The 24,306-nt window shown below is 42.6% G+C and carries 24 protein-coding genes and 1 other annotated feature; of the genes, 4 read left to right on the forward strand and 20 right to left on the reverse strand.

All coding sequences use genetic code 11. From position 1 onward, the window contains the following. Positions 1-27: 27 nt before the first annotated feature. From aspS to NSQ25_RS12350, 3 genes are all read right to left on the reverse strand, one after another. Positions 28-1,806 carry an aspartate--tRNA ligase gene (gene aspS, locus NSQ25_RS12340; protein ID WP_326136207.1) on the reverse strand — a complete coding sequence of 593 codons (1,779 nt, stop codon included), beginning with the start codon at positions 1,804-1,806 and terminating at the stop codon, positions 28-30. 18 nt (positions 1,807-1,824) lie between these two features. Next, positions 1,825-3,099 carry a histidine--tRNA ligase gene (hisS, locus tag NSQ25_RS12345; RefSeq protein WP_326136206.1) on the reverse strand — a complete coding sequence of 425 codons (1,275 nt, stop codon included), beginning with the start codon at positions 3,097-3,099 and terminating at the stop codon, positions 1,825-1,827. A gap of 73 nt (positions 3,100-3,172) precedes the next feature. Next, positions 3,173-3,412: a binding site (T-box leader), on the reverse strand. 58 nt (positions 3,413-3,470) lie between these two features. After that, positions 3,471-3,641, reverse strand: coding sequence for a YrzK family protein (locus NSQ25_RS12350; RefSeq protein ID WP_003216250.1), 171 nt, complete (start codon positions 3,639-3,641; stop codon positions 3,471-3,473). Between the two features lie 137 nt (positions 3,642-3,778). On the opposite strand from NSQ25_RS12350, the gene NSQ25_RS12355 reads away from it, so the two are divergent. After that, positions 3,779-5,359 (forward strand): SH3 domain-containing protein, encoded by a 1,581-nt coding sequence (locus NSQ25_RS12355; RefSeq protein WP_326136205.1) that lies wholly within the window; start codon positions 3,779-3,781, stop codon positions 5,357-5,359. A 97-nt stretch (positions 5,360-5,456) separates the two neighbouring features. Here the strand turns inward: NSQ25_RS12355 and dtd are convergent, their stop codons facing one another. The 8 genes from dtd to NSQ25_RS12395 form a co-directional block, all read right to left on the reverse strand. Then, the gene (gene dtd, locus NSQ25_RS12360) at positions 5,457-5,900 is read right to left on the reverse strand and encodes a D-aminoacyl-tRNA deacylase (protein ID WP_070326446.1); all 444 of its coding nucleotides are present in this window, start codon (positions 5,898-5,900) and stop codon (positions 5,457-5,459) included. A gap of 18 nt (positions 5,901-5,918) precedes the next feature. Then, positions 5,919-8,129, reverse strand: a complete 2,211-nt coding sequence (locus tag NSQ25_RS12365) for a bifunctional (p)ppGpp synthetase/guanosine-3',5'-bis(diphosphate) 3'-pyrophosphohydrolase (RefSeq protein WP_034279902.1) — start codon at positions 8,127-8,129, stop codon at positions 5,919-5,921. Positions 8,130-8,270: 141 nt separating this feature from the next. Beyond that, positions 8,271-8,783 carry an adenine phosphoribosyltransferase gene (locus NSQ25_RS12370; RefSeq protein ID WP_034279900.1) on the reverse strand — a complete coding sequence of 171 codons (513 nt, stop codon included), beginning with the start codon at positions 8,781-8,783 and terminating at the stop codon, positions 8,271-8,273. 23 nt (positions 8,784-8,806) lie between these two features. Further along, positions 8,807-11,131 (reverse strand): single-stranded-DNA-specific exonuclease RecJ, encoded by a 2,325-nt coding sequence (recJ, locus tag NSQ25_RS12375; RefSeq protein ID WP_098676995.1) that lies wholly within the window; start codon positions 11,129-11,131, stop codon positions 8,807-8,809. An 81-nt stretch (positions 11,132-11,212) separates the two neighbouring features. After that, the gene (locus NSQ25_RS12380) at positions 11,213-11,563 is read right to left on the reverse strand and encodes a lipopolysaccharide assembly protein LapA domain-containing protein (RefSeq protein WP_024423135.1); all 351 of its coding nucleotides are present in this window, start codon (positions 11,561-11,563) and stop codon (positions 11,213-11,215) included. Positions 11,564-11,664: 101 nt separating this feature from the next. Next, positions 11,665-12,153 carry a cation:proton antiporter regulatory subunit gene (locus NSQ25_RS12385; protein ID WP_034279894.1) on the reverse strand — a complete coding sequence of 163 codons (489 nt, stop codon included), beginning with the start codon at positions 12,151-12,153 and terminating at the stop codon, positions 11,665-11,667. A gap of 186 nt (positions 12,154-12,339) precedes the next feature. Beyond that, the gene (gene secDF / locus NSQ25_RS12390) at positions 12,340-14,568 is read right to left on the reverse strand and encodes a protein translocase subunit SecDF (protein WP_034279892.1); all 2,229 of its coding nucleotides are present in this window, start codon (positions 14,566-14,568) and stop codon (positions 12,340-12,342) included. Between the two features lie 41 nt (positions 14,569-14,609). After that, entirely contained in the window at positions 14,610-14,906 is a 297-nt protein-coding gene (locus tag NSQ25_RS12395; protein WP_003216788.1) for a post-transcriptional regulator, read from the reverse strand. Between the two features lie 116 nt (positions 14,907-15,022). Here NSQ25_RS12395 and spoVB point away from each other — a divergent pair, with 116 nt between their 5' ends. Continuing rightward, a complete protein-coding gene (gene spoVB, locus NSQ25_RS12400) occupies positions 15,023-16,573 on the forward strand; it encodes a stage V sporulation protein B (RefSeq protein WP_101676822.1) in 1,551 nt (516 codons plus the stop codon). Position 16,574: 1 nt separating this feature from the next. Here spoVB and NSQ25_RS12405 read toward each other — a convergent pair whose 3' ends face one another. Next, positions 16,575-17,237: a DUF421 domain-containing protein gene (locus tag NSQ25_RS12405; RefSeq protein WP_034279889.1), complete on the reverse strand. Its 663-nt coding sequence runs from the start codon at positions 17,235-17,237 to the stop codon at positions 16,575-16,577. A 152-nt stretch (positions 17,238-17,389) separates the two neighbouring features. Here NSQ25_RS12405 and NSQ25_RS12410 point away from each other — a divergent pair, with 152 nt between their 5' ends. Continuing rightward, positions 17,390-17,767, forward strand: coding sequence for a TIGR04086 family membrane protein (locus tag NSQ25_RS12410; protein ID WP_101676820.1), 378 nt, complete (start codon positions 17,390-17,392; stop codon positions 17,765-17,767). A 49-nt stretch (positions 17,768-17,816) separates the two neighbouring features. Here NSQ25_RS12410 and yajC read toward each other — a convergent pair whose 3' ends face one another. The 7 genes from yajC to NSQ25_RS12445 all read right to left on the reverse strand — a co-directional run bounded on the left by yajC (position 17,817) and on the right by NSQ25_RS12445 (position 22,834). Then, positions 17,817-18,083, reverse strand: a complete 267-nt coding sequence (gene yajC, locus NSQ25_RS12415; RefSeq protein ID WP_008360993.1) for a preprotein translocase subunit YajC — start codon at positions 18,081-18,083, stop codon at positions 17,817-17,819. Positions 18,084-18,130: 47 nt separating this feature from the next. Then, complete coding sequence (gene tgt, locus NSQ25_RS12420; RefSeq protein WP_024423141.1) at positions 18,131-19,276, reverse strand: tRNA guanosine(34) transglycosylase Tgt; 1,146 nt, start codon at positions 19,274-19,276, stop codon at positions 18,131-18,133. Positions 19,277-19,307: 31 nt separating this feature from the next. Then, positions 19,308-20,336 (reverse strand): tRNA preQ1(34) S-adenosylmethionine ribosyltransferase-isomerase QueA, encoded by a 1,029-nt coding sequence (gene queA, locus NSQ25_RS12425; protein ID WP_041115105.1) that lies wholly within the window; start codon positions 20,334-20,336, stop codon positions 19,308-19,310. Between the two features lie 34 nt (positions 20,337-20,370). Beyond that, positions 20,371-20,571 (reverse strand): DUF2905 domain-containing protein, encoded by a 201-nt coding sequence (locus tag NSQ25_RS12430; protein WP_012010741.1) that lies wholly within the window; start codon positions 20,569-20,571, stop codon positions 20,371-20,373. Then, on the reverse strand, positions 20,564-21,568 hold the full coding sequence (gene ruvB / locus NSQ25_RS12435; protein ID WP_024423143.1) for a Holliday junction branch migration DNA helicase RuvB: 1,005 nt from the start codon (positions 21,566-21,568) through the stop codon (positions 20,564-20,566). The genes NSQ25_RS12430 and ruvB overlap by 8 nt, the downstream gene beginning before the upstream one ends. Positions 21,569-21,579: 11 nt before the next feature. Continuing rightward, positions 21,580-22,185, reverse strand: coding sequence for a Holliday junction branch migration protein RuvA (gene ruvA, locus NSQ25_RS12440; protein ID WP_326136204.1), 606 nt, complete (start codon positions 22,183-22,185; stop codon positions 21,580-21,582). Between the two features lie 148 nt (positions 22,186-22,333). Beyond that, complete coding sequence (locus tag NSQ25_RS12445) at positions 22,334-22,834, reverse strand: intercompartmental signaling factor BofC (RefSeq protein ID WP_073979823.1); 501 nt, start codon at positions 22,832-22,834, stop codon at positions 22,334-22,336. Positions 22,835-23,073: 239 nt separating this feature from the next. On the opposite strand from NSQ25_RS12445, the gene NSQ25_RS12450 reads away from it, so the two are divergent. Then, positions 23,074-23,718 (forward strand): serine/threonine protein kinase, encoded by a 645-nt coding sequence (locus NSQ25_RS12450; protein WP_034279877.1) that lies wholly within the window; start codon positions 23,074-23,076, stop codon positions 23,716-23,718. A 224-nt stretch (positions 23,719-23,942) separates the two neighbouring features. Here the strand turns inward: NSQ25_RS12450 and NSQ25_RS12455 are convergent, their stop codons facing one another. Continuing rightward, a complete protein-coding gene (locus NSQ25_RS12455) occupies positions 23,943-24,125 on the reverse strand; it encodes a hypothetical protein (protein WP_008342761.1) in 183 nt (60 codons plus the stop codon). Positions 24,126-24,306: the final 181 nt, after the last annotated feature.

Raw genomic sequence — 24,306 nt, forward strand, 5'->3', positions numbered from 1 at the left:
TTACATACCTATAAACATGCGCCTATTTTACTGTTTTACTTTTGTTTTAATCGCTAAACTCAGCTCATCAAGCTGCGCCTCGCTTACATGGCCAGGGGCATCTGTGAGAACGCAGCTCGCACTTGCCGTTTTTGGGAATGCAATCGTATCTCTTAAGTTAGAGCGGCCTGCAAGCAGCATCACTAAACGGTCAAGACCCAGCGCGATTCCGCCATGCGGAGGAACACCGTGCTCAAACGCATCCAGCAGGAAGCCAAATTGTTCGTAAGCTTCTTCTTTTGAAAAACCAAGTAAGCCAAACATCTTTTCTTGAATGTCCTTTTCGAAAATACGAATAGAACCTCCGCCAAGCTCGTAGCCATTCAGCACAAGATCGTAAGCCTGCGCCTTCATGTCTTCCGGGCTTGTTTCAATTAATTCAAGATCCTCGCGAACTGGCATTGTGAATGGATGATGAGCAGCATAGAAGCGGCCTTCTTCTTCATCTTTTTCAAGCAGCGGCCAATCGACAACCCATAAGAAATTGAATACAGACTCATCGATCAGTTCAAGCTCTTTACCAAGTTTTAAGCGAAGTGCACCAAGCGCATCATGGACAACAGACGTCTTATCTGCAACAAAAAGTAAAAGGTCGCCTTCTTCAACTTGCAGCTGTTCTTTTAATTCAGCTTGCTTTGCTTCATCAAAGAATTTAGCGATCGGCCCTTTTAATTCAGTCCCTTCTGCTTTTAGCCAAGCTAGACCTTTTGCACCGTAGTTCGCTGCAAATGCACCAAGTGCATCAATGTCTTTTCTTGAGTAGTTCGCTGCAGCCCCTTTTACATTGATGGCTTTCACAGATCCACCATTTTTTACAGCTCCGCTAAACACTTTGAAATCGGAGTCTTTTACCGTGTCTGAAATGTTCACCAGCTTCATCTCAAAGCGAGTATCCGGCTTATCAGATCCATAAGAATTCATCGCTTCATCGTATGTCATACGAGGTAATGGCAATGTAAGGTCTACACCTTTGACATCTTTCATCACCTTCGCCATCATCTCTTCAGCAAGCGTCATGATGTCCTCTTGACTCATAAAGGACATTTCAATATCGACTTGTGTAAATTCCGGCTGACGGTCAGCACGCAAGTCTTCATCTCTAAAACAGCGGGCAATTTGATAATAACGGTCCATTCCAGAAACCATCAGCAGTTGTTTAAATAATTGCGGAGACTGAGGCAGTGCATAAAATTCTCCCTCGTGTACACGGCTTGGAACAAGATAGTCACGCGCACCTTCTGGGGTACTTTTCGTTAAAATTGGTGTTTCAATGTCTAGAAAGCCGTTGTCGTCTAAGAAATGGCGGAATGCTTTTGTGACTTCATGTCGCATTTTCATTGTTTCAAACATTGCAGGGCGGCGAAGATCCAGGTAACGATATTTTAAACGAACATCTTCTGATACCTCATCTGCTTGATCTGAAATCACAAAAGGAGGAGTCTTCGCTTCATTTAAAACGGTGACCGTTTCGACTTGAATTTCAATTTTGCCCGTTTTTAAATTTGGGTTGATCGTTGCTTCTTCTCTTGCAACAACCGTTCCTTTAATATCAAGGACATATTCATTACGAATTGATTCTGCTGTCTCAAGCGCCTCTTTTGATAGGTCTGGATTGAAGACAACTTGTACAATCCCTGTACGGTCGCGCAAATCAATAAAGATTAATCCGCCTAGGTCACGCCTTTTTTGAACCCATCCTTTTAATACAACTGACTGACCGATTTGGTTTTCTGTTACTTCTCCACAATAAAAAGTTCTACCAAACACAAACATTCCACTCCTTCTTTACGCTTTCTGGTGGGCCTTCAACATTTGAATCAGCTCATCAAGCTTCAATTCAATTTGTTCACCCGTTGTCGTATCTTTCACATTCACAATTTGCTGCGCAAGCTCATCTTCACCAAGAACTGCAATAAATTTGGCTTTTAATCGATCAGCCGCTTTAAATTGTCCTTTTAGTTTCTTCCCTGTATAGTCCATTTCACTTGAGATACCTTCTTTTCTCAGACGGTTTAATAATGAAACAGAATAATCCTTCGCTTCATCTCCGAGAGCAGCAATGTATAGATCAATACCATCTTGCAGAGGAAGCTCAATTCCTTCAGCATCGATCGCAGATAAGAAACGCTCAATACTCATCGCAAATCCGATCCCTGGTGATTCAGGACCGCCAATTCCTTCAACGAGCCCATCATAACGGCCGCCGCCGGCTAATGTTGTAATCGCACCAAAGCCTTCTGCATTACTCATGATCTCAAATGCTGTGTGATTGTAGTAATCAAGACCGCGTACTAAATTTGGATCAACGACATACTCAATGCCTATATCCGATAAGTATTGTTTAACCTTTTCAAAATAAGTCCGCGATTCTTCATTTAAGAAATCTTGAATGGATGGAGCTGTTGCCATCAATTCATGATCACGATCCTTTTTACAATCAAGAATACGCAGCGGATTTTGATGTAAACGCGTTTGACAGTCGTGACAGAATTCCTCAATTCTTGGTTCAAAGTGCTTGACCAGTGCTGTGCGGTAGTCTGCACGGCTCTCTTTGTCACCAAGGCTGTTAATGACGAGCTTTAAGTTAGAAAGACCTGCTTTCTCATACACACTCATCGCAAGCGAAATGACCTCAGCATCAATGGCAGGATCTTTGGAACCAATCGCTTCTATCCCAAATTGATAAAATTGACGATATCTTCCTGTTTGCGGACGTTCATAGCGGAACATTGGTCCGATGTAATACAGCTTTGTTGGCTGAGCAGGCTGTGCAAACAATTTATTTTCAACATAAGAACGGACGGTTGAAGCTGTTCCCTCTGGACGAAGTGTGATGCTGCGTCCTTTTTTATCTTCAAATGTGTACATCTCTTTTTGAACGATATCAGTTGATTCGCCTACTCCCCGTGCAAACAGCTCAGTATGCTCAAAAATCGGTGTGCGGATTTCTTTGTATTGAAAGGCTGCACATGTATCTCTCGCAATTTGTTCAACATACTGCCAGCGTTCTGACTCTCCAGGTAAAATATCCTGTGTGCCTCTTGGAATATTAAAACTCATTTTTCGTCCTCCTACGACCATCATTCATTTTTTATGTGGACATATAAAAAACCCCCGCCTCTACTATGTGTATAGTAGGGACGAGAGTTATACCCGTGGTGCCACCCTAGTTGGAACATGATCCAGCCATGTTCCCGCTCAAATCCTTAACGCAGATTCACGTTCTCCGCCTATTGACTCATTTTTAGAGCGTTCAGCAGGAAACCTACAGAGTGTTCTTTCATGATAAATGCCATGCGGATTCGCTTTCAGCCTAAGGCGATTCCTCTCTGCTCACGCAATTTACCCTACTATTCTCTATCATCAGTTCCACATTTTAAATTTTCAAGTGTGTTGATTTATATTATAATAAGGTCGGTGCTGCCACTCTGTCAACCCTTGCCGTGCCTCTTTTTCTTTTCCAGCTCTTCTTTTGACGTACATCCGTATTCAGATGCGGTCTCTTCAAGGAAGCCTGGCTGATCCATTTCGTCGTGCTGCCAGCGGTCGATATCACGATGTCCATTATATTGCACTCGTCCTAATTTTCTGCTTAATCTCATGTTTGTACATCCTTTTATCACATTTTTATTTAGTATAAACAGATTGATTCATTTTTATTAGGGAAACTGCAAGGAATTCATCCACTACATAACGAATTAACATTCATCGGTTTTACAAGGGAGGGGAAAACACCGTTTTGAATCTGAAAAAACACAATCAAATGATGATGCTGCTTACTTGTTTTGTTCTCATCGCGAGTTCTTTGCCTATGACACATGCTACAGCACAAACAGATCAAGCTGTTGTCGCAACAGATGAAATCAATGTGAGGAAGGGCCCTGGTTTAAGCTATGGAATTGCAGCTGTTGTAAAACGCGGCGAAAGCTATCCCATTCTCACTGAACAAGGAGAATGGGTTCAGATCCAATTATCAAACGGACAAAAAGGCTGGGTCGTCTCATGGCTGATTACCACATCATCCGGCGCTCAAAAATCCGCGAAGCCAAAGGCGCAAGGTCAAAGCACGGCTGGAGGCAGTACAATTACATCAACAGCTTCCGACCTTCGCATCCGGACAGGCCCTGGGACTTCCTATCAAGTGATTGGTACTTTCCCGAAAGGTGCTACCGCTAAAAAGCTCGAGACAAGCGGCGAATGGACGAAAATTTCGTATAAACAAGCAGAAGGCTGGGTTCACTCTGATTATGTTTCAGGGGGACAGAAAACTTCTCAATCAAGCTCCGGCGAGTCCTCTCGCTCTAACCAGACAGGCACAGTTGGCGTATCGAGCTTGAATGTAAGGCAATCGGCCGCACCAAATGCACAAGTCGTCGCTTCACTTGCCCGCAACACACAGATCACCATTTTGCGAGAGCAGAACGGCTGGTATGAAATTGAGGGGAAAGGCGTAAAAGGCTGGGTTGCAAGCTATTACATTGTCACAGGCAAAGGAGCAGGCTCTGCACCTGAAAAGAGTTCATCCTCTTCGGCTTCTGAACAAAAAGCGTACATTGTCTATGATGGCACCAATATTCGAAAAAGCGCTTCTACCTCTGCTGGGATTGCAGAAAGAGCAACAAAAGGAGCTGCCTATCAAATCGTTCGGACGCAAGGTGACTGGTACGAAGTGACACTATCAAACGGCGGAACTGGCTATGTGGCGAGCTGGGTCGTTCAAACGAAGAAAAATAGCAGCGACGCGCCAAGACCTCAGCACGATTCATCGTCTGGAACTGGTTCTTTAAAAGGGAAAACGATTGTTCTTGATCCTGGTCATGGCGGAAAAGACAGCGGCACAATTGGCGCAGACGGTGCTTTTGAAAAGAACATCACCATCAAAACCGCCAATTTACTGGCAGGCAAATTAAGGGCTTCTGGTGCAAATGTATATTTAACAAGAAGTGATGATACCTTTATCAGCCTTCAATCAAGGGTGGCAACATCTCATTACCGAAATGCAGATGCATTTATTAGTCTTCATTATGATAGTTTTATGGATCAAAGTGTTAGAGGAAGTACAGCGTATTATTATCAAGCAGCAAAAGATCAGCAATTAGCGTCAAGCGTTCATTCAGAAGTTGCAAAACGCTCTCAAATCCCTGATAAGGGTGTCAAATTCGGAGATTACTTTGTTTTAAGAGAAAACAAACGCCCTTCCCTTTTATATGAACTCGGTTATTTAAGCAATCCTCAGGAGGAAGCGATCATTTATAGCGCCTCTTACCAAGAACGAGTCACAGAAGGAATGACTGAAGGATTAAAACAATATTTTCGTTAAAAAGAAAGAGGCCGCTGCGCCTCTTTTTTGTTTATCCGCAAAAGAAAAAGACTCTAAACAAACTCCCGCATGAGTTCATCTACAGTCTAAAGAGAATCTATTCTTTGCTGTCCATCAAGATCGTGACTGGTCCTGAATTGGTCAATGACACGTCCATCATCGCACCAAAACGGCCAGTTTCCACATGGATGCCTTTTTCTCTAAGGGTTTTATTGAAACATTCATAAAGCGAGTTGGCTGCATCCGGCTTGGCGGCTTTTATAAAATTCGGCCGTCTGCCCTTTCTCGTATCACCATATAGGGTAAATTGTGATACAGACAGAACGCTTCCTTTTATGTCCAATAATGAACGATTCATTTTCCCATTTTCATCTTCAAAAATACGTAAATGTGCAAGCTTTTCAGCTAAGTAAAGCACATCTTCTTCTGTATCTTCGTGTGTGACACCAACAAGCACCATATATCCTTCGTTGATGGCACCTGTGATCTCTTCTTCTACCTTCACAGATGCATTTGTCACACGCTGCACAACAAGCCTCATAGACGATATACTTCCTTTCTAATTCATGAATCGTCGAACAGAGTAAATGTCTTTGATTTGTTTAATGCGTTCGACCACTTTGTGCAAGTGATTAATATTTTGGATAAAGATCGCCATATGGATCGTCGCCACTTTGTTACGATCAGACTTCCCAGAAACAGAGGAGATGTTCGTTTTGGTTTCGTTGACTGCTTGAAGCACCTCGTTAAGTAAGCCGCGTCTATCATATCCTAATATTTCAATTTCCACATTGTATTCTTTACGGTTTTGAGCAGGCTGCTCATGCTCCCACTCGACGGGAATTAACCGCTCCTGCGCTTCTCCTGTCTTCACGTTCGGACAGTCGTCGCGGTGAACAGATACGCCTCGGCCCTTCGTAATAAAACCGACAATGCTATCGCCAGGAACAGGATTACAGCACTTAGATAAGCGGACAAGCAGGTTATCAATTCCTTTGACCCTTACGCCAGCTTCCCGTTTTTTCCCGTGATACGTCTTCGGTTCCACCGTCACTTCTTGAACGGTTTTCTCTTGCTCTTCTTGATCTCTTTGTTTTCTTTCTTTTTCCGTTAAACGATTGGCGACCTGTAGTGCAGTAATGCCGTTATATCCAACTGCTGCATACATGTCCTCTTCGTTTGAAAAATTAAATTTGTCAGCCACTTTTTGCAGGTTTTCAGCGGTCAGAATGTCTTTGACATCAAACTCAAGGTTTTTGATCTCTTTCTCCACGAGCTCTCGGCCTTTTTCGACATTTTCTTCACGGCGCTGTTTTTTGAAAAACTGTCTGATCTTGTGCTTCGCTTGGGAGGTTTGGGCAAGCTTGACCCAATCCTGACTTGGCCCGTAGCTGTGCTTTGATGTCAGAATTTCAATAATGTCACCTGTTTTTAGTTTGTGATCGAGTGTGACCATCTTGCCATTGACCTTGGCACCGATCGTTTTATTCCCAATTTCCGAGTGAATCCGGTAAGAGAAATCAATCGGAACTGAGCCCGACGGCAGTTCAATGACGTCTCCTTTTGGCGTAAACACAAACACCATATCAGAGAAAAGATCAATCTTTAACGACTCCATAAATTCTTCTGCATCTGTGGATTCGTTTTGAAATTCAAGAATTTCTCTAAACCAAGAGAGCTTCTTCTGGAAGACCGCTTCTTCCGTTGATTCTGCTGACTCTTTACCTTCTTTGTATGCCCAGTGTGCCGCAATCCCGTATTCTGCGATTTCATGCATTTCCACTGTACGGATCTGAACTTCAAGCGGATCGCCTTTTGGCCCAATCACCGTTGTATGAAGAGACTGGTACATGTTCGGCTTTGGCATCGCAATATAATCCTTAAACCTGCCTGGCATCGGCTTCCAGCATGTATGGATAATCCCGAGCACAGCATAACAGTCTTTAATGCTGTCAACCAAAATACGAACGGCAAGCAGATCATAAATTTCATTAAACTGCTTATTTTGCAAGACCATTTTGCGATAAATACTATAAATATGTTTTGGTCTGCCGGAAAATTCAGCCTTGATGTTTACCTCAGACACGCGGTCTTTCACTTCATTGACAACCTCGTCCAAGTATTCCTCACGTTCCGCTCGTTTGCGCTTCATCAGATTCACAATCCGGTAATATTGCTGCGGATTTAAATAGCGGAGTGCTGTATCTTCAAGCTCCCACTTAATCTTTGAAATCCCTAATCTGTGCGCAAGCGGTGCAAAGATTTCAAGTGTTTCATTTGAAATTCTCCGCTGCTTTTCCTGCGGAAGATGCTTGAGCGTTCTCATATTATGAAGACGGTCTGCCAGCTTAATCAAGATCACGCGGATATCCTGCGCCATTGCAACAAACATTTTTCGATGGTTTTCGGCCTGCTGTTCTTCTTGTGATTTATATTTAATCTTCCCGAGCTTTGTGACACCATCAACAAGCATTGCTACTTCCTCGTTAAAATGCTCTTTTAAATCCTGTAATGTCACATCTGTATCCTCAACTACATCGTGCAGGAAACCACCTGCAATGGTTGATGGGTCCATTTCAAGATCAACAAGAATACCCGCCACTTGAATTGGATGGATAATATAGGGCTCACCAGATTTCCGGTATTGCTCCTTGTGTGCATTTTCAGCATATTCATATGCTCGCTCTATAAATTGAATATGTTCAGCGGACAGGTATTCTCTTGCCTTGTCAATGACCTGCTGCGCCGTTAAAACTTGTTCGTTCGCCATGGAATCACCTTTTTAAATGAAAACTGTATTGTAGTTTATTATCAAGAAAAATTCGATAGATGTAAAGAGAAGAAGTCCGCTAAAAGATTTTTGATAGGAAAAAAGCACCCTTCTTACTGAGTGCTTTTTACGAAAACTCCATTAGTATTGCATTAACGTCATGATGTCGTAGCCGTCAAGCTTCTTTCTGCCGTCCAGATACGTCAGTTCAATCAAAAATGCAATCCCTGCCACAACGCCGCCTAATTCCTCTACAAGCTTAATGGATGCTTCAATTGTTCCACCAGTCGCAAGTAAGTCATCAGTAATCAGGACACGCTGACCAGGACGAATCGCATCTTTATGAATCGTTAATACATCTTTACCATATTCCAAGCCGTAATCGACTTTAACGACTTCACGAGGAAGCTTTCCTTCTTTACGAACCGGTGCAAAACCTACACCAAGTGCGTATGCTACAGGGCAGCCAATAATGAATCCACGCGCTTCAGGTCCAACAATGAGATCAATGTCTCTTTCCTTCGCGTAATCAACGATTTGATCCGTTGCATAACGGTACACTTCGCCTTTATCCATTAACGTTGTAATATCTTTAAATTGTACACCTTCCTTTGGGTAGTCAGGTACAACTGTCACATATTGTTTTAAATCCATCTTTTCCTTTTCCTCCTCGTACGTCAAAGCACAGGTGAGACTTCGCTCATCATGCTATTCAGCCATTCCTTCAGCTCTTTAGCTGAGGAATATGTTAGTGTTTGATCGAGTTCCATCAATCGTTGTTTTGCTGTATAGGATGCTGATGCCGTTAAATCTTTTTTAGGGGCATCAAGTACTATTGACAGCACACCATTCTCTATTTTAACAAAACCGAGTTCAAAAAACACCTTTGTCATAAAAATGATTGTATCTTTTGTCCAGCCTCTATGTTTGGCAAGGTCCATTCCTTGTTCTTTGATAGGAAAACTTCCCCGTTTAAACAAGAACCCATAAAACCATTTGAATTGGTCACGGCTTGGGAAAGAGGACATAAAATGATCTTCTTTTCTTTGAAAAACCGTATAAATTCTGGCAGGCTTTTGATTTTCTAAAAGCTGCTTCAGCAATTGCTCATCTGCGGGAACATCCGCAAAGACCACATATTTGCCCTGTACATCAAACGTTGATACATTTTCTGCATGAACATGATGAATGGGGATATCGACGTCCTGTTTTGTTGCTTCATCAAAACAGACAACCAAAGATTTTTCTGAATCAAGCGTCGAAACTTTCTTCTCCCAATCCTTTTTCCCGCGCAGATCAAACAGCTGCCATTCATCAACTCGTGCATCTTTTAGCATCAGCTGGGGCTTCTTCCGGTTATTCCATTCATTGACGGACATTTCTCCAATCACGGAAATGCGGCTTCCTGGAACAATTTCTTCTTTTAATTTCCCTTGGTGAAAACCGACACAGTCAAGCAGCTTGTCTTCGTCTTTCAGAGACATTTTAATATGGTTGTGATTTGCCCCAATCGTTCGGATATCTTCAAGCTTCGCATCTTCAATCATAATGAACGGTTTTGGGTTTGACATACCGAATGGTGACAGCATCCCCGCTTCCTCAATCGCTTCAACCGTCAATTCGTCTACCTTGCATACTGCATCGACCCGCTGTATTGGAATAAAATCTTCTTCCGTCAATGTTTCATTTGCATATTGATTTAATCTTTCCCTTAGTAAAGCGACATCATCCGCTCGAAGTGTCATCCCTGCTGCCATCGGGTGCCCCCCGAAATGCGGCAGGATGTCGCGGCATTTGCTTAGATGGAAAAACAGATCGAAGCCAGGAATACTCCGGGCTGATCCTTTTGCCATTTGCGTCTCTTCATCTATTCCAAGCACAATCGCCGGACGAGAAAAAGTATCCGTCAATTTAGAGGCAACAATTCCGACAACGCCCGGATTCCAGCCAGCTTTCGCTACAACGATCGCAGACTGGTCATCACCTGTCTCTTCCACCATTTGAATGGCTTCTTCTGTGATCGTACTGACAATCTTTTGACGTTCTTTATTCAGTTCCTGTACAAAACGAGCGAGCTCTTCTGCTTCATCCTTATCCTCAGTCATCAGAAGATGAACGGCAGGATCTGCCTGTTCAATTCGTCCTACAGCATTCAGCCTTGGCGCAATTTGAAAGCCGACCGTTTCCTCATTGGCTTCTTCTAGAGTGGCTCCCGCTTCTTTCAATAACGCTTTCAGCCCCGGTCTATTCGACTGCCGAAGCTGTACAAGGCCTTTTTTGGCGAGCCACCTATTCTCATCATGAAGCGGTACAAGATCCGCGATTGTCCCGATTGCTGCAAGATCTAACAGCTGTACTGGCAGCTTCCCAAGCAGTGCATGCGCCACTTTAAACGCTACGCCTACACCAGCAAGTTCTTTAAAGGGATACTCACAGCCAGGCTGCTTAGGATGGACAATGGCAAGTGCCTCAGGCAGCTCCTCACTTGGTTCATGGTGATCTGTAATGATCAGGTCTAACCCTATTTCTTTTGCAATACGTGCTTCATTTACAGCAGCAATGCCTGTATCGACCGTGATGACAAGCGATGCTCCTTGCTCCTTGATATATCGAAATGCCTGTTCATTAGGCCCATAGCCTTCTTTAAATCGATCTGGAATATAAAAGTCTACTATCGCAGACCGCTCTTTTAATGTATGTAAAAGTACAGACGTACTTGTCACACCATCTGCATCATAGTCTCCGAAGATCACAATCGATTCCTGCTCTTCGATCGCTTTGTTGATGCGCTCTACTGCTTCTTTCATTCCTTTTAATAGAAATGGATCATGAAATTCGGCTTTTTGATCAAATAAAAAAGACCTCGCCTCTTCTACTTCTTCAAGTCCTCTTTTTACGAGAAGCGATGCAGTCAGCGCTGAAATATTCAGATTTTCAGAGAGTGATTTCACTTTTTCTTCGCTTGGATGTTCATATTCCCAGCGCATTTTGGATAATAACATAAATTCACCCCTCAACCACACTATTATACTAGAGTGGCCTGAGGGGTTTCAATTTTTATTTTATGAAATTGTGCTGGAAGATTATTTTTCCTTCCGGTCAAATGATGCTGGCTGTTCTTTTAAAGGCGTGACATGAGATTTTTTTTGAAGATCTTTGTCTGCCTTTTTCGTCGAAGCAGCAGGTGCAGCGGCTGCACGCTCAGCTTTTAATGCTTTTAGTTCACGTTTCAGTTTCACAATTTGGAAGATTCCTGCAAATGCCACAATCAGCCCGCCCATTAAAACTGAACCGATAATGACAAGGATCAGCGGCCATTCAGCCGTTCCAAATAAGTAGTGTACCTCGACAGGCCGTACATTAATCACGGCAAATACTGAGACAATTAATACGAAAATAAATGCGAGTATGATGGTCCATTGTTGTTTGTTCATCTACATATCCCCCAAGCTTTTTCTTTTATTCTTCCCTTTTCGCTGCCTTTTTTAAACACCGAAAGAAAGCAGTGGAAGAAAACCTATCAGCATGGGCATCATCAGCTGCTGAGTTTTTCTTTAATCAGATTCTTTAATTCTTTTCTTTCTCCAGAAATGACAAGGGTATCCCCTTCTTCGATGATGGTATCTGGTCCTGGATTTAAAATCTTCTCATGTGATTTTCTCACAATGGCGATGACTGTTACTTGATAGTTTTGGCGAACATTGAGGTCACCGATGCTTCTTTGAACAGCTGGTGCATTCTTTTCAATTTTAAACCATTCAATCACCAGTTCATCAATGGCTACCTCTACGGTTTCAAGCGCTTTCGGCTTATAGACCATGCCGCCTAAAATAGCCGCAATTTGTCTTGCTTCTTCATCGTTTAGCAGGATGCCAGAAATCGTTTCTTCATGGTCGTCCTCATGAAAATGATACATTTCTCTTCTGCCGTCATCATGTGTAATGATGGCAAGCTTCTCATTATTTCTTGTGATCATTTCGGCTTTATGACCGATACCTGGCAGTTCAGTTTCCCGAACCTTCATAACAGCCCCTCCAATGAATAAAGCCAAATGCCTAAACAGACACTTGCTTTCTATACTGGTCTAAACGTAAGTCATTATAGCAAAAGACCATTTTAAGATCAATGAAACCCGAAATGTTTTTTCGAATCATCTTATTTTCAGAAAAATCGATAGAAAAAGACTGCCGAAAAAGGCAGTCTTTCTAGATTAAATATCTTGATCTGTATCAATCTTAGCTGGTTTTTTCAGCTCACGGCCTTTCCACATCAGCCAAATTTGTGCCGCGATATAAAGGGATGAGTACACCCCTGTTAATAAGCCGACAAGTAAGGCGATGGAGAAGTTTGTAATCGACGCTGATCCGAAGATAAGCAGTGCGACAACAACGACAAGTACAGTCAGCACCGTGTTGACAGATCGCGTAAAGGTTTGCTGTAAGCTTAAGTTCACAATGTACGATAGATCTTCAATGGTTTTCGGTTTACGTTTCTTCATTTGCTCACGAACCCTGTCGAAGGTAACGATCGTGTCGTTGATCGAGTACCCAATGACCGTGAGGATCGCGGCAATGAAGGTGACATCCACCTCTAAGCGCGTGATACTAAAGAAGGCGACAATAAAGAATGCATCGTACAGCAGTGAGATAATCGCCGCAATCGCCATCTTATACTCAAAACGGACGGATACATATAAAATGATCCCAATGGAAGCAATGATGACGGCATATAGCGCATTACGGGCAAGTTCTTTTCCGACAGTCGGTGATACTGTACTTACATTCGGCTCAGTGCCGTATTTATCTTTGAAGTAATCCTTCACTTCAGCGATTTTTTCTTTGTTCGGCACCCCGACAAATCGAGCAGCTGCCTGATTTTCTTTTTGCCCCGACAGCACAACACTGTCTGCTTCAAGACCAAGCTTTTTAAAGTCTTGCTCTACTTGTGCAGTTGTCAGCTTGTGATCGCTTTGAACATCAATTCTCGTTCCACTAGCAAAGTCAATACCAGCATTGAGCTTGAAGATCGAAAGGACGATGATTCCCGCAATAGTAACAGCTATGGAGAAAATCATAAAGCCTTTACGTTTGCTGACGAAATCCCATTTATCAAATGGCGTTTTCGGTTCGGTATTTTCTGTTGTTTCGTGGATACTCATGATGTCTTTTTTGCGGACACCAAACCAGCCTTTTTTGCGGTCGAGCGCACGGCTCTCTACAAGCAGTCCAAGAAGGAATCTTGATAGGAATACAGCCGTGATAAAGCTTGTTAAAATCGAGAGGATGAGCATTGTTGCAAATCCTTTTACAGAGCTTGTCCCGAAGAAGAACAGCACTCCGCCGGCAATAATACTTGTTAAGTTTGCATCAAAGATGGTCGCAAATGATCTGCGGTTCCCTGACCTGAAAGCAGAACGGACAGATTTGCCGAGCTTCAGCTCTTCTTTGATCCGCTCATAAGTAATAATGTTGGCATCAACAGCCATCCCTACCCCTAGAATAAGTGCGGCAATTCCAGGCAGTGTCATGACCGCGCCCATCCAGTCAAACACTTGCAGCGTAATGTAGATATAGGCTGAGAGTGTGATGACAGCTATAAGACCAGGTAATCGGTAATAAAGCAGCATGAATAAGAAGATAAATGCGATTCCTACAATTCCTGCGAACACTGTTTCGTTCAGTGCTTGTTCACCAAACTGCGCACTCACAGATGTGGAATATTTTTCTGTTAATTTTACTGGCAATGCCCCGGCATTTAAAATACTTGCGAGGTCTTTTGCCTCTTGGACAGTAAATTTCCCTTCAATTTGTACGTCACTGCTGTTAATCTCTTGATTCACATTTGGTGCAGATACATACTTGTGGTTTGATTTTGAGACTTCTTTTTTGAAGGAATCTCCTTTGTGATAATCAAGCCAAATGACAAGCTGGTTATTCGGCGCCATCGCCGCTACTTTTCTTGTGACGTCACCAAATTTTTTCGCATCCTTTAGTTTAACCGTCACAATTGGCTCATTCGTTTGACTGAATGTTTGTTTTGCACTGTTTTCGACTAGGTCAGCCCCGTTAAGAAGTTCTTTATCATTCGTATCTCTGAAGGATAGCTGTGCTTCAGTGGAAAGAATCTCCCTAGCTCTGTTTTGATCTTTTACCCCTGCAAGCTGCACACGGATACGATTATTGCCTTCAATCGAGATGTTCGGCTCACTTACACCTAGCACATTGGCTCTTCGGTTTAAAGCCTCCACTGTACTAACGAGAACACTATTTGTGATCTTGTCCTCTTTTTTCACTGGATGTACATCATACAGGACTTCAAATCCACCCTGTAAATCCAGCCCTAGCGTCATATCTTTCGCAACAGGCTTTGTCAGTAAGCCCACGCCAGTTCCGATTAACAGAACCACTAAGAAAAACGCAAGAATGCGCCCTTTTTTCATTATGTATTTCCTCCTTAAACACCTGAATCCATTAAGATGGCTTATTTCAACAGTTCATCAAGCATATTCTTGCCATCTTCACTGTCCAAAAAAGCAGACGTTTTAAACGACTGAACGGTTGCATAGTTCATAAATTCGCCTATTTTCACAGATAAAATATCTGCAACCATTTCATGAATCGGATACTCTTGTTTTTTCTTCCACTTCTTATTCTCTAAGTATGACCATAATTCCTCTAAATCTACATCTTTATAGCCCAAAACGATGAATTCTTCAAGCTTACTGAACAGAAAAGGCTTTAAATGGTCTTTGTATATAGCAGCTGGATGTTGTGTCATTGCGTAGCTCCCCCTTTTCAGTTTTTTATCGAGAGACTTGTCATGCTTGGACGATATACACGCATATCTTATTGTATATGATTCTATGTCGTTTGAGAAGGCAGGTGATCTGTGATTTGACGAAGCAAACGTTTTTAAAGGGGACCATTATTTTAATTTTAGCAGGTTTTATCACGAGAATATTGGGTTTTGTCAATCGAATTGTCATTGCGAGGTTCATTGGCGAAGAAGGGGTCGGGCTTTATATGATGGCTGCACCTACCTTTTTTCTCGCCGTGACGCTCACACAATTCGGACTGCCTGTCGCCATTAGTAAGCTTGTCGCAGAAGCAGAAGCCCGGGGTGACAAACAGAAAACAAAACGTATTCTGGTCATGTCCCTTGCGATAACAGGAACACTCAGCCTGATATTCACGCCGCTCTTTTTATGGTTTGCGCCCATCATGGCAGAAAATATGCTGACTGATCCTAGAACGGTCTATCCACTGCTTGCCATTACACCCGTCGTACCAGTCATCGCCATTTCCAGTGTGTTACGAGGCTATTTCCAGGGCAGACAGCAGATGAGCCCGCTTGCGATGTCTCAAGTTCTGGAGCAGGTCGCAAGAATTTCATTAGTGGCAGTATGTACAACGGCTTTCCTTCCTTACGGGATTGAATTTGCGGCAGCAGGTGCGATGATTTCATCTGTGATTGGAGAGATGATTTCACTTGCTTACTTACTGATCGCCTTCCGCTATAAAAAGACGATTCGTATTCGAAAACGATTTTTTAAGGCGATTCATGACGGGAAGGACACGTTTAAACAGCTGATGAGCATTGCCCTGCCAACAACAGGCAGCCGTTTTATCGGGAATATTTCGTGGTTTTTAGAGCCGATTGTTGTCGCGCAAAGTCTTGCCATTGCTGGTTATGCAGCTGTAGAGGCGACAAGGCAGTACGGGGAGTTGACTGGTCTTGCCCTGACCCTTTTGACACTGCCTAGTTTTATTACGTATTCACTCTCCACTGCATTAGTTCCGGCGATCAGTGAAGGAATGGAGCAGAACAAACGTAAAACGGTCGAATACCGGCTGAAGCAGGCGATGCGCCTTTGTTTACTCAGCGGAGGCATTTCATGTATTATTCTTTTCGTTTACGCAGAAGATTTAACGCTCTTTATGTATGGTTCATCGCACGCGGCCATTTATGTGAAATTCATGGCGCCATTTTTCCTTCTTTATTATTTTCAAGGGCCCCTTCAAGCCGTGCTTCAAGCACTCAATTTAGCTGGTGCGGCGATGACCAACAGCCTGATAGGTGCAATTGTGAAAACAGGGATGATTTTTGCCCTTGCTTCCCAGCCTGGCTTTGGCATTATGGGCGCAGCACTTGCGATCTTAATCGGCATCATCCTTGTCACGCTGCTCCATGCGGCAACTGTCGGAAAGGTGCTGCCTATTCATTTACCATTAAAGGAATATGGACTATGCGTCCTTGTGATTATCGGTACAGGGGCTGTCAGCCTTTGGCTGAAATCTCAAGTAGACGGACTCTTTTCTGCTCCTATTGAACTTGTGACGCTCATTTTTGTTACGTGCACGCTCTATGTCATTCTATTAATCTGCCTAGGGCTAGTGAAACGAGAAGAGCTGCGCCGCATCCCGTTCATTGGGAAGCTGTTTTAGCTCATCTCTTTTTGATCACTTCATCTTTCAAATCAATATAAAATGTTTTTTGATTAAAGCTGCAGTAAGAGATTTGATCGATATCATGATAGCCTCTTTTAGCAAGCTCATCTTTCAGCCACTGTTCATTTTGATTGATTTGCTTAAGGTGGTCATGCTGCACGACACCGTCCGCAACAAGTGGAAGCTCAAGCGCTGCATGTTTGCGCTTGTTTTCTTTTTCGACAACGGCGAGCTTTCCAGACGGCTCTAAAATGGCGTAAGAGACATCCTGAATGCTGTCGATGTTATTTTCTCTTAATTGAATGAGAAGGTCATCAAAATTGTATCGCTGTTTTCTCATTGCACCCTCGTCTATTTTCCCATTGATGATGAGCAGGGCCGGTTTGCCGTCAAGAAAGCGCCGGACGCCTTGGAATTTCAGTGAGAGGTAAGCAAGTGTGATTTGAATGAAGGTTAACAGCAGGATTGGCCATACCGTATGTAACATGTGATCCTCTACTTCTTCTATGGCGAGAACCGCAATTTCTGCGATCATCATAAAAATGACTAAATCTAAAATGCTCAGCTCGCCAATTTCCCTTTTGCCCATTAAGCGAAATATAAACCAAATAAGAAAATATAAAATGATGGTTCTCATGGAAATGATCAAGATATCCTGCATGTGATGTAAACCCTCCTTCTCCAACATAGCTTGTGTCAAAACACTTTATTTATGTAGAAAAGAAACGTCTGAAACATGTCTATTTTTTCTTCACTGTGAATACATTTTAGTAAAAGACAAGCTTCGTTCAATTGGAGAGGAGACGAATCTACATGCAGGAAACGAAACATATTGGAAAAGGCATTTTATCCGGCTTAATTGCCATTTTTATCGTGATGGTTGTCACAAGTTTACTTGTGTCGCTCATGCTTACATTCACAAGTATGCAGGAAACATCATTTAAATGGATGATTATGATTTTGTCCTTTGCTGCCCTTTTATTAGGAGGCATCATTTCTGGAGGGAAAGCAAAGGAGCGTGGCTGGCTGATTGGTGCGGTCACGTCTATCATTTTTTCCCTCACTGTATTTCTATTTCAATATTTGGGATTTGGAAAAACGTTTTCACCAGAGCAGTTTATCTATCATGGAGCATTTTTAGGCATTTGTATGCTGGGGGGAATGATTGGCGTCAATCTTCGAGGCAAATAAAAAAAGAGCGGTTATATCGCTCTTTTTTTTATGGCTATGTATCAGAGGATTAGCCTTTGTCAGCTAATTCTCTAATAGCACGACGATCGAAAGTTAAACGGTTGTTTTCGCTTGTTTTGATGACCACTTTTGATTCATCAATTGAGTCGATTTCACCGTGTAAACCACCGATTGTGACGATTTTATCGCCTTTTGATAAAGATTGCTGCATCTGACGCACAGCTTTCTGTTGCTTTTGCTGTGGACGGATTAACAAGAAGTAAAGCACAGCAAACATGACAACAATCATAATGATTGAACCCATACCACCATCCATTCTATTTCACCCCTTTCTAAAGCATTGTAAAGCCTTTCGTTTATGCGTTAAAAGTTTTTCGCATTCGGTTTGTTAAAGCCGTAACGCTCAAAAAACTCTTCTTTAAAATCACCTAAACGATCCTCACGGATAGCTTCTCTCACTTGCTCCATTAATTTTAACAGAAAATGAAGATTATGATAAGTTGTTAATCGAATTCCGAACGTTTCATTTGTTCTGATGAGATGTCTAATATAGGCACGTGTATAGTTTTTACATGTATAGCAGTCACAGTTTTCATCGATTGGTCTAAAGTCACGCTCATATTTTGCATTTTTCACAACAAGACGGCCTTCACTTGTCATCAAGGTGCCGTTTCTTGCAATTCGCGTCGGCAGTACGCAGTCAAACATATCTACACCGCGAATGGCGCCGTCAATTAAGGAGTCTGGTGAGCCGACACCCATTAGGTACCTCGGCTTGTCTGCCGGTAAAAATGGTGTTGTGAACTCTAGTACACGATTCATCACATCTTTTGGTTCCCCTACAGATAAGCCTCCGATGGCGTAACCTGGGAAATCAAGTGAAACAAGGTCTTTTGCACTTTGTTTTCGAAGCTCTTCGTATTCTCCGCCTTGGACAATCCCAAACAGCCCTTGATCTTCAGGACGCTGGTGCGCTGTTAGACATCGCTCTGCCCATCTGCTTGTCCGCTCCACAGAACGTTTCATATAATCGTACTCTGCAGGATACGGCGGGCATTCATCAAATGCCATCATAATATCAGAGCCAAGTGCATTTTGGATGTCCATGGCTTTTTCAGGAGATAGGAACAGCTTGTCTCCGTTTAAATGATTACGGAAGTGAACGCCTTCTTCTTCAATTTTTCTAAATTCACTCAATGAAAAAACTTGGAATCCGCCTGAATCTGTTAGGATTGCTCGATCCCAGTTCATAAATTTGTGCAGACCGCCTGCTTCCTTTACGATATCGTGACCTGGACGGAGCCATAGGTGGTACGTATTGCTTAAGATGATGCCTGCATCCATAGCCTTTAATTCTTCAGGCGCCATTGTTTTGACTGTAGCCAGTGTACCTACTGGCATAAATACAGGTGTTTCAAAGGAGCCGTGCGGTGTATGAACGCGGCCAAGACGTGCACCTGTCTGTTTACATGATTTAATGAACTCATAACGTATCGGTAATTGCGACAAAAATGAGCCCTCCTGTCTTTGTTGTATAATGTTATTGAATCAGCATGGCATCGCCAAAGCTGAAGAATCGGTATTCCTCTTTAACAGCCTCATTGTACGCTTTAAGTACGTGCTCTCGTCCAGCTAATGCGCTGACAAGCATAATTAACGAGGATTTTGGCAGATGGAAATTCGTGATCATGCCGTCAATTGCCTTGAATGTGTAGCCAGGGTAAATAAAGATCGACGTCCAGCCGCTTGAGGCTTTGAACTCACCATCATGTGCACTTGCAATGGTTTCAAGCGTTCTTGTTGACGTTGTGCCGACTGAAATAATCCGCCCGCCTTCCTTGCGAATGCGGTTAAGCTCATCAGCTGTTTCTTCATTCATTTCATAAAACTCTGCGTGCATTTCGTGTTCTTCAATACGTTCTGCACTTACCGGACGAAATGTGCCAAGCCCTACGTGCAGCGTAATGAAAGCAATGTGTACACCTTTCGCTTTCAGCGCATCCAGCAGCTCGGTTGTAAAGTGGAGACCGGCAGTTGGCGCAGCAGCGGAGCCAACCTCTTTTGAATAAACGGTTTGATAGCGTTCACGGTCGTCAAGCTGCTCTTTAATATATGGAGGCAGCGGCATTTCACCAAGGGATTCAAGCACTTCATAAAAAATGCCTGTATATTGAAACTCGACTTTTCTTCCGCCATGTTCCATTTCCTCTGTGCATACTGCTTTGAGCCGTCCATCACCAAACGTGATAACCGTCCCTTTTTTCACCCGTTTGGCTGGTTTGACAAGTGTTTCCCAGTGGTCTCCCTCTTCTTGTTTCAATAGAAGCAGCTCTACTTTGGCACCTGTATCCTCTTTCATACCAAACAGACGTGCAGGCAGAACGCGCGTATTGTTTAGAACGAGACAATCACCCTTTTGAAAATAATTGATGATTTGTGAGAATGTATCATGTGTAATCGCACCCGTTTGTTTGTTTAAGACCATCAGTCTTGATGCATCTCTTTTTTCAAGCGGCACTTGTGCAATCAATCTTTCTGGTAAATCAAAATCAAATAGTTCTAGCTTCATTTCCTTCACCTATTCTGTAGTTAACTAGTTAACGTTATTTCATCCGTCCAAAGATATTAAGTAATATGGTTAGCACGATGCTAATGACAATGCATGTAATGACAGGAAAAAAGAACGTTACATTTCCTTTTTTCACAAAAATATCACCTGGAAGCTTACCAACCAATTGAAAAACTAATCCTGCGGCAAAAAGGACACCACCTAAAATCATTAATATTTTAGGGAATTCAGTCACGAATCGGAACCTCCATTTGAAAATGTTCATACGCTTCTCTTGTGACGACCCGCCCTCTTGGTGTTCTTTGCAGGAAACCAATTTGCAGTAAGTACGGTTCGTACACATCTTCAATCGTATGTGATTCTTCTCCAATTGTCGCTGAGATCGTATCAAGCCCAACAGGACCGCCTCTAAATTTTTCGATCATACTTAAAAGCAGCTTATGGTCTATATGATCAAGGCCAAGCCTGTCGACTTGAAGACGCTCTAGGGCATCTTCCGCAATATCCTGCGTAATGGCATGATTCCCAAGCACCTGCGCAAAATCTCTTACTCTTCTGAGCAAACGATTGGCAACCCTCGGTGTTCCCCGGGAACGTCTCGCAATCTCTTCAGCAGAGCGAATATCGATCCCAATCTCAAACAGCTCGGCTGTTCTTGCCACAATGTGAGCCAAATCTCTTTGTTCATAGTATTCCAATCTTGCATGTACCCCAAACCTGTCACGAAGCGGCGCTGTTAACAGCCCGACACGGGTTGTTGCACCTACAAGCGTAAATGGCGGTAAATCAAGCCGTACAGAGCGTGCTGTATCTCCTTTTCCAATGACAATATCTAAACAAAAGTCCTCCATTGCTGGGTACAGCACTTCTTCAATTGAGCGCTGCAAGCGGTGAATTTCATCAATAAACAATACATCACCTGGCTCAAGAGATGTTAAGATGGCCGCCAAATCACCAGGACGTTCAATCGCTGGTCCTGACGTTGTACGCAGCTGAACATTCATTTCATTGGCAATGATCGACGCAAGCGTTGTTTTCCCAAGTCCAGGAGGTCCATATAAAAGGACGTGATCAAGCGTTTCCTGCCTCATGCGGGCAGCTTCAATAAATACGCTGAGGTTATCCTTTACTTTTTGCTGACCGATATATTGGCTAAGTGTCTGTGGCCGCAGACTTTGCTCAATGGCTGATTCATGGTTGTCTGCTTCAGTTGAGACGAGCCGTTCATCCATGAGACATCACCCTATTTCAACATTTTTTGTAAAGCTTTTTTCACATATTGATCGGTTGTGAGATTCTTTTCTTCTTTTAATAATGGAAGAACCTTTTTGATTTCACGATCACCGTATCCAAGGACATTTAAGGCTTCAAGCGCTTCATCTAATGCAGTTTGATGCGTTTCGACCTGAATGTGGTCCTCGTGATTAAATAAGTTGCCAATCATCTCTGGCACCACATCTGCCAGTTTGCCTTTTAGATCCAGAATGATTTGGCGTGCTGTTTTTTTGCCCACACCAGGGAATTTAATCAGGAACGCTTCATCTTCACGTTCTATCGCTGAAATGACAGCGCCAGGATCCCCGGAAGCAAGAATGGCGAGTGCGCCCTTTGGCCCAATTCCTGTGACATTTAACAGTTTTGTGAACAGCGCTTTTTCTTCTCGTGTTTGAAAACCGTATAACGAAAAGGCGTCTTCCTTTATGTAATGATACGTATAAATCGTTTCTTGTTTATTTACTCGATAGATAAACGGGTTTGGGGTATAGACTTGATATCCCACTCCGCCGTTTTCAATGACAACATATTGCGGGCACACATAATCAATGGTCCCTTTTACAAACTCTATCACCGTTTTCACCTCTTTGACTGTTCTTCATTGTAACATAAATCGAAGAGAAAACCGCAATAAAAGTTAACATACGTTCGCTCAGTACATTTTTATGATGAAACCACGAAAAACAGCTTGTGGCCTTCACACCAGCAAGCTGTTACACGCTTTAAAACGAAATTTCATTTCGGTAAGGCTTCATGACTTCAAGCACATGCTCAAATTCATCCTTTGTTCGAAAAGGAATGCCTTGCTCAAGCTGCTTTTCCACATGACTTTCTAAACGGGACGTATCAATTTGAAAAAAGAGATGAATAGGCTCCGCCCAGCCGTCAGGCCTTCCATGAAACGTAGAAATCACACCGTCCTCTGATAATCCGATATATCCATTTGCTTTACTTAATGGAGAGATATCATCAATTTGCTTTCTAAAAAGGGCAAAATCCTCTTTTTGTTCTACGAGCGTCCAGCCTTTATACTGCGCCCAGAATGTGTCTTTGTCTTCTAATGATGCCCGGTGTCTTTCAATACTCACATCGCCGTCTAGATAGACTTTTTCAAGCTGGACGGTAATAGAGTTTGACTGCTTTTGCAAGTGTTCTTTCCCTTCCATATCCGCAGCAAAAAAAAGCACACTTGTCATGATAAGTCCTGTAACGAAACATTTCATCTTCACTTTCACTATTTACACCTCTTTAGAACATGAGATCGATGCATGACATATGTAGTTTGACCCATTTTTCTAAACATTAACCAAATCGATCATTCAAATGTATGGTAAGAGTCTTTCGTTGTATCCTTCATTCGTAAATGTTATGTTTTATACAATCCATTGCTTTATCGAATGACACGGTTTTTTCATCATTCGTTTTTCAGCCGCATAAACTGAAACCAAAGAAGGTGAAGTCAATGTCAGATGTCAAAAGATTAGCCGAATCGATTCAATACCATGAAGAGAAACGTTTTCATAAGCTTGCCTATAAACCGGCAGAGCTTGAACTGTGCGGCAAAGGAAGAAGTGCCTATGTCTTTTTATACAAAAAAGACGGCAAGAAAATGGCACTAAAAGTCTTTTTCCCTTCTTATCAGCATATTGCCCGCAAAGAGGCTGCCATTTACGAAAAACTTTCTGGTTCGTCTTACTACCCTGAGATTTATGAGTCTGGGGATCAGTATATTTTAATGGAATATATTAAAGGCTACACATTCTATGAATGCCTTACAAAAGGAATTCCTATTAAAAAACAAATGATTGAACAAGTCGATGATGCGCTGGAGGAAGCGCGCGAGAAAGGATTGAATCCTTCTGATATTCATCTGCGCAATTTGATCTTAACAAAAGAAGGACGGATCAGGGTCATTGACGTTGCCAGATTCACGCAAACGAAAGCATGTCATCAATGGGATGATTTAAAAGCCGCTTATGCCTATTACCAAAAACCTTTTTTCCCTAAAAAAGCACCGCGTCTGTGGCTTGAAGTCATTGCCTATTTGTATAAAAAGAACTGGCTGTCCCGCGGGCAGCTTAATAATCGAAATGATTTTTCTGCATAATGAAAGCCGCTCTCTTTTGAGCGGCTCAGATTGTTGACAAAGGGCTAAAATGATCTTGATTTTAGCCCTTTCTTTTCAGCGTGATAGAAAACCTTTGCAGTCTAGGAAGGACGAGTACCGGAGCGGAGCGAATTGGACATTCGTGAGCAACGGCACGCAGAACTGACAACGAATGCGAGGGTTTGTCTACACGCTGAGCCGCTCTTTTTGAGCGGCTTTCTGCGTTATTCTGTTTCTACATGGATACTATTGACGTTTAATAGGTTAATGATTTCATTATTCAGCTTAAACCAATGATTGGCTTCTTCAATTTTTTTATACACATCATAGGTAGCTGGACGTTTGAGCTCGAAATCAAGCACTTCCCCATTGTTCATATGAAATGTTACCTTAAATACTTTCATCATAAAGATCACCTTCCACTCTTCTTGTTCGCTGGTCAAATAGATCAGCTCTTTTCATTCATTCTCTATTCAACTCGTTTCCCCTCCTTGTTTCCATTCAAACCCAAGAAGTTTAAATTTTGTTTAAATTCACACAACATATCTATCTCTCAGATCTGCAAAGAAGTATATTGATTAAAAAGGA

The sequence above is a fragment of the Bacillus sp. FSL R5-0512 genome, assembly GCF_038593295.1.
GTDB classification, from domain to species: Bacteria; Bacillota; Bacilli; order Bacillales; family Bacillaceae; genus Bacillus; species Bacillus safensis.

Excerpts from the sequence above, each read along its gene's own strand:
- NSQ25_RS12365 (WP_034279902.1), bottom strand. The coding sequence starts at position 8,129 with ATGGCGAACGAACAAGTTTTAACGGCGCAGCAGGTCATTGACAAGGCA.
- dtd (WP_070326446.1), bottom strand. The coding sequence starts at position 5,900 with ATGAGGCTTGTTGTGCAGCGTGTGACAAATGCATCTGTGAAGGTAGAA.
- queA (WP_041115105.1), bottom strand. The coding sequence starts at position 20,336 with ATGAAGCTAGAACTATTTGATTTTGATTTACCAGAAAGATTGATTGCA.
- NSQ25_RS12405 (WP_034279889.1), bottom strand. The coding sequence starts at position 17,237 with ATGCAGGATATCTTGATCATTTCCATGAGAACCATCATTTTATATTTT.
- NSQ25_RS12370 (WP_034279900.1), bottom strand. The coding sequence starts at position 8,783 with ATGGATTTAAAACAATATGTGACAGTTGTACCTGACTACCCAAAGGAA.
- ruvB (WP_024423143.1), bottom strand. The coding sequence starts at position 21,568 with ATGGATGAACGGCTCGTCTCAACTGAAGCAGACAACCATGAATCAGCC.
- NSQ25_RS12410 (WP_101676820.1), top strand. The coding sequence starts at position 17,390 with ATGCAGGAAACGAAACATATTGGAAAAGGCATTTTATCCGGCTTAATT.
- recJ (WP_098676995.1), bottom strand. The coding sequence starts at position 11,131 with ATGTTATTATCCAAAATGCGCTGGGAATATGAACATCCAAGCGAAGAA.
- hisS (WP_326136206.1), bottom strand. The coding sequence starts at position 3,099 with ATGAGTTTTAATATTCCAAGAGGCACACAGGATATTTTACCTGGAGAG.
- NSQ25_RS12380 (WP_024423135.1), bottom strand. The coding sequence starts at position 11,563 with ATGAACAAACAACAATGGACCATCATACTCGCATTTATTTTCGTATTA.
- NSQ25_RS12445 (WP_073979823.1), bottom strand. The coding sequence starts at position 22,834 with ATGAAATGTTTCGTTACAGGACTTATCATGACAAGTGTGCTTTTTTTT.
- yajC (WP_008360993.1), bottom strand. The coding sequence starts at position 18,083 with ATGGATGGTGGTATGGGTTCAATCATTATGATTGTTGTCATGTTTGCT.
- secDF (WP_034279892.1), bottom strand. The coding sequence starts at position 14,568 with ATGAAAAAAGGGCGCATTCTTGCGTTTTTCTTAGTGGTTCTGTTAATC.
- NSQ25_RS12455 (WP_008342761.1), bottom strand. The coding sequence starts at position 24,125 with ATGATGAAAGTATTTAAGGTAACATTTCATATGAACAATGGGGAAGTG.
- NSQ25_RS12450 (WP_034279877.1), top strand. The coding sequence starts at position 23,074 with ATGTCAGATGTCAAAAGATTAGCCGAATCGATTCAATACCATGAAGAG.
- NSQ25_RS12395 (WP_003216788.1), bottom strand. The coding sequence starts at position 14,906 with ATGACACAACATCCAGCTGCTATATACAAAGACCATTTAAAGCCTTTT.
- NSQ25_RS12350 (WP_003216250.1), bottom strand. The coding sequence starts at position 3,641 with ATGAGATTAAGCAGAAAATTAGGACGAGTGCAATATAATGGACATCGT.
- NSQ25_RS12385 (WP_034279894.1), bottom strand. The coding sequence starts at position 12,153 with ATGAAGGTTCGGGAAACTGAACTGCCAGGTATCGGTCATAAAGCCGAA.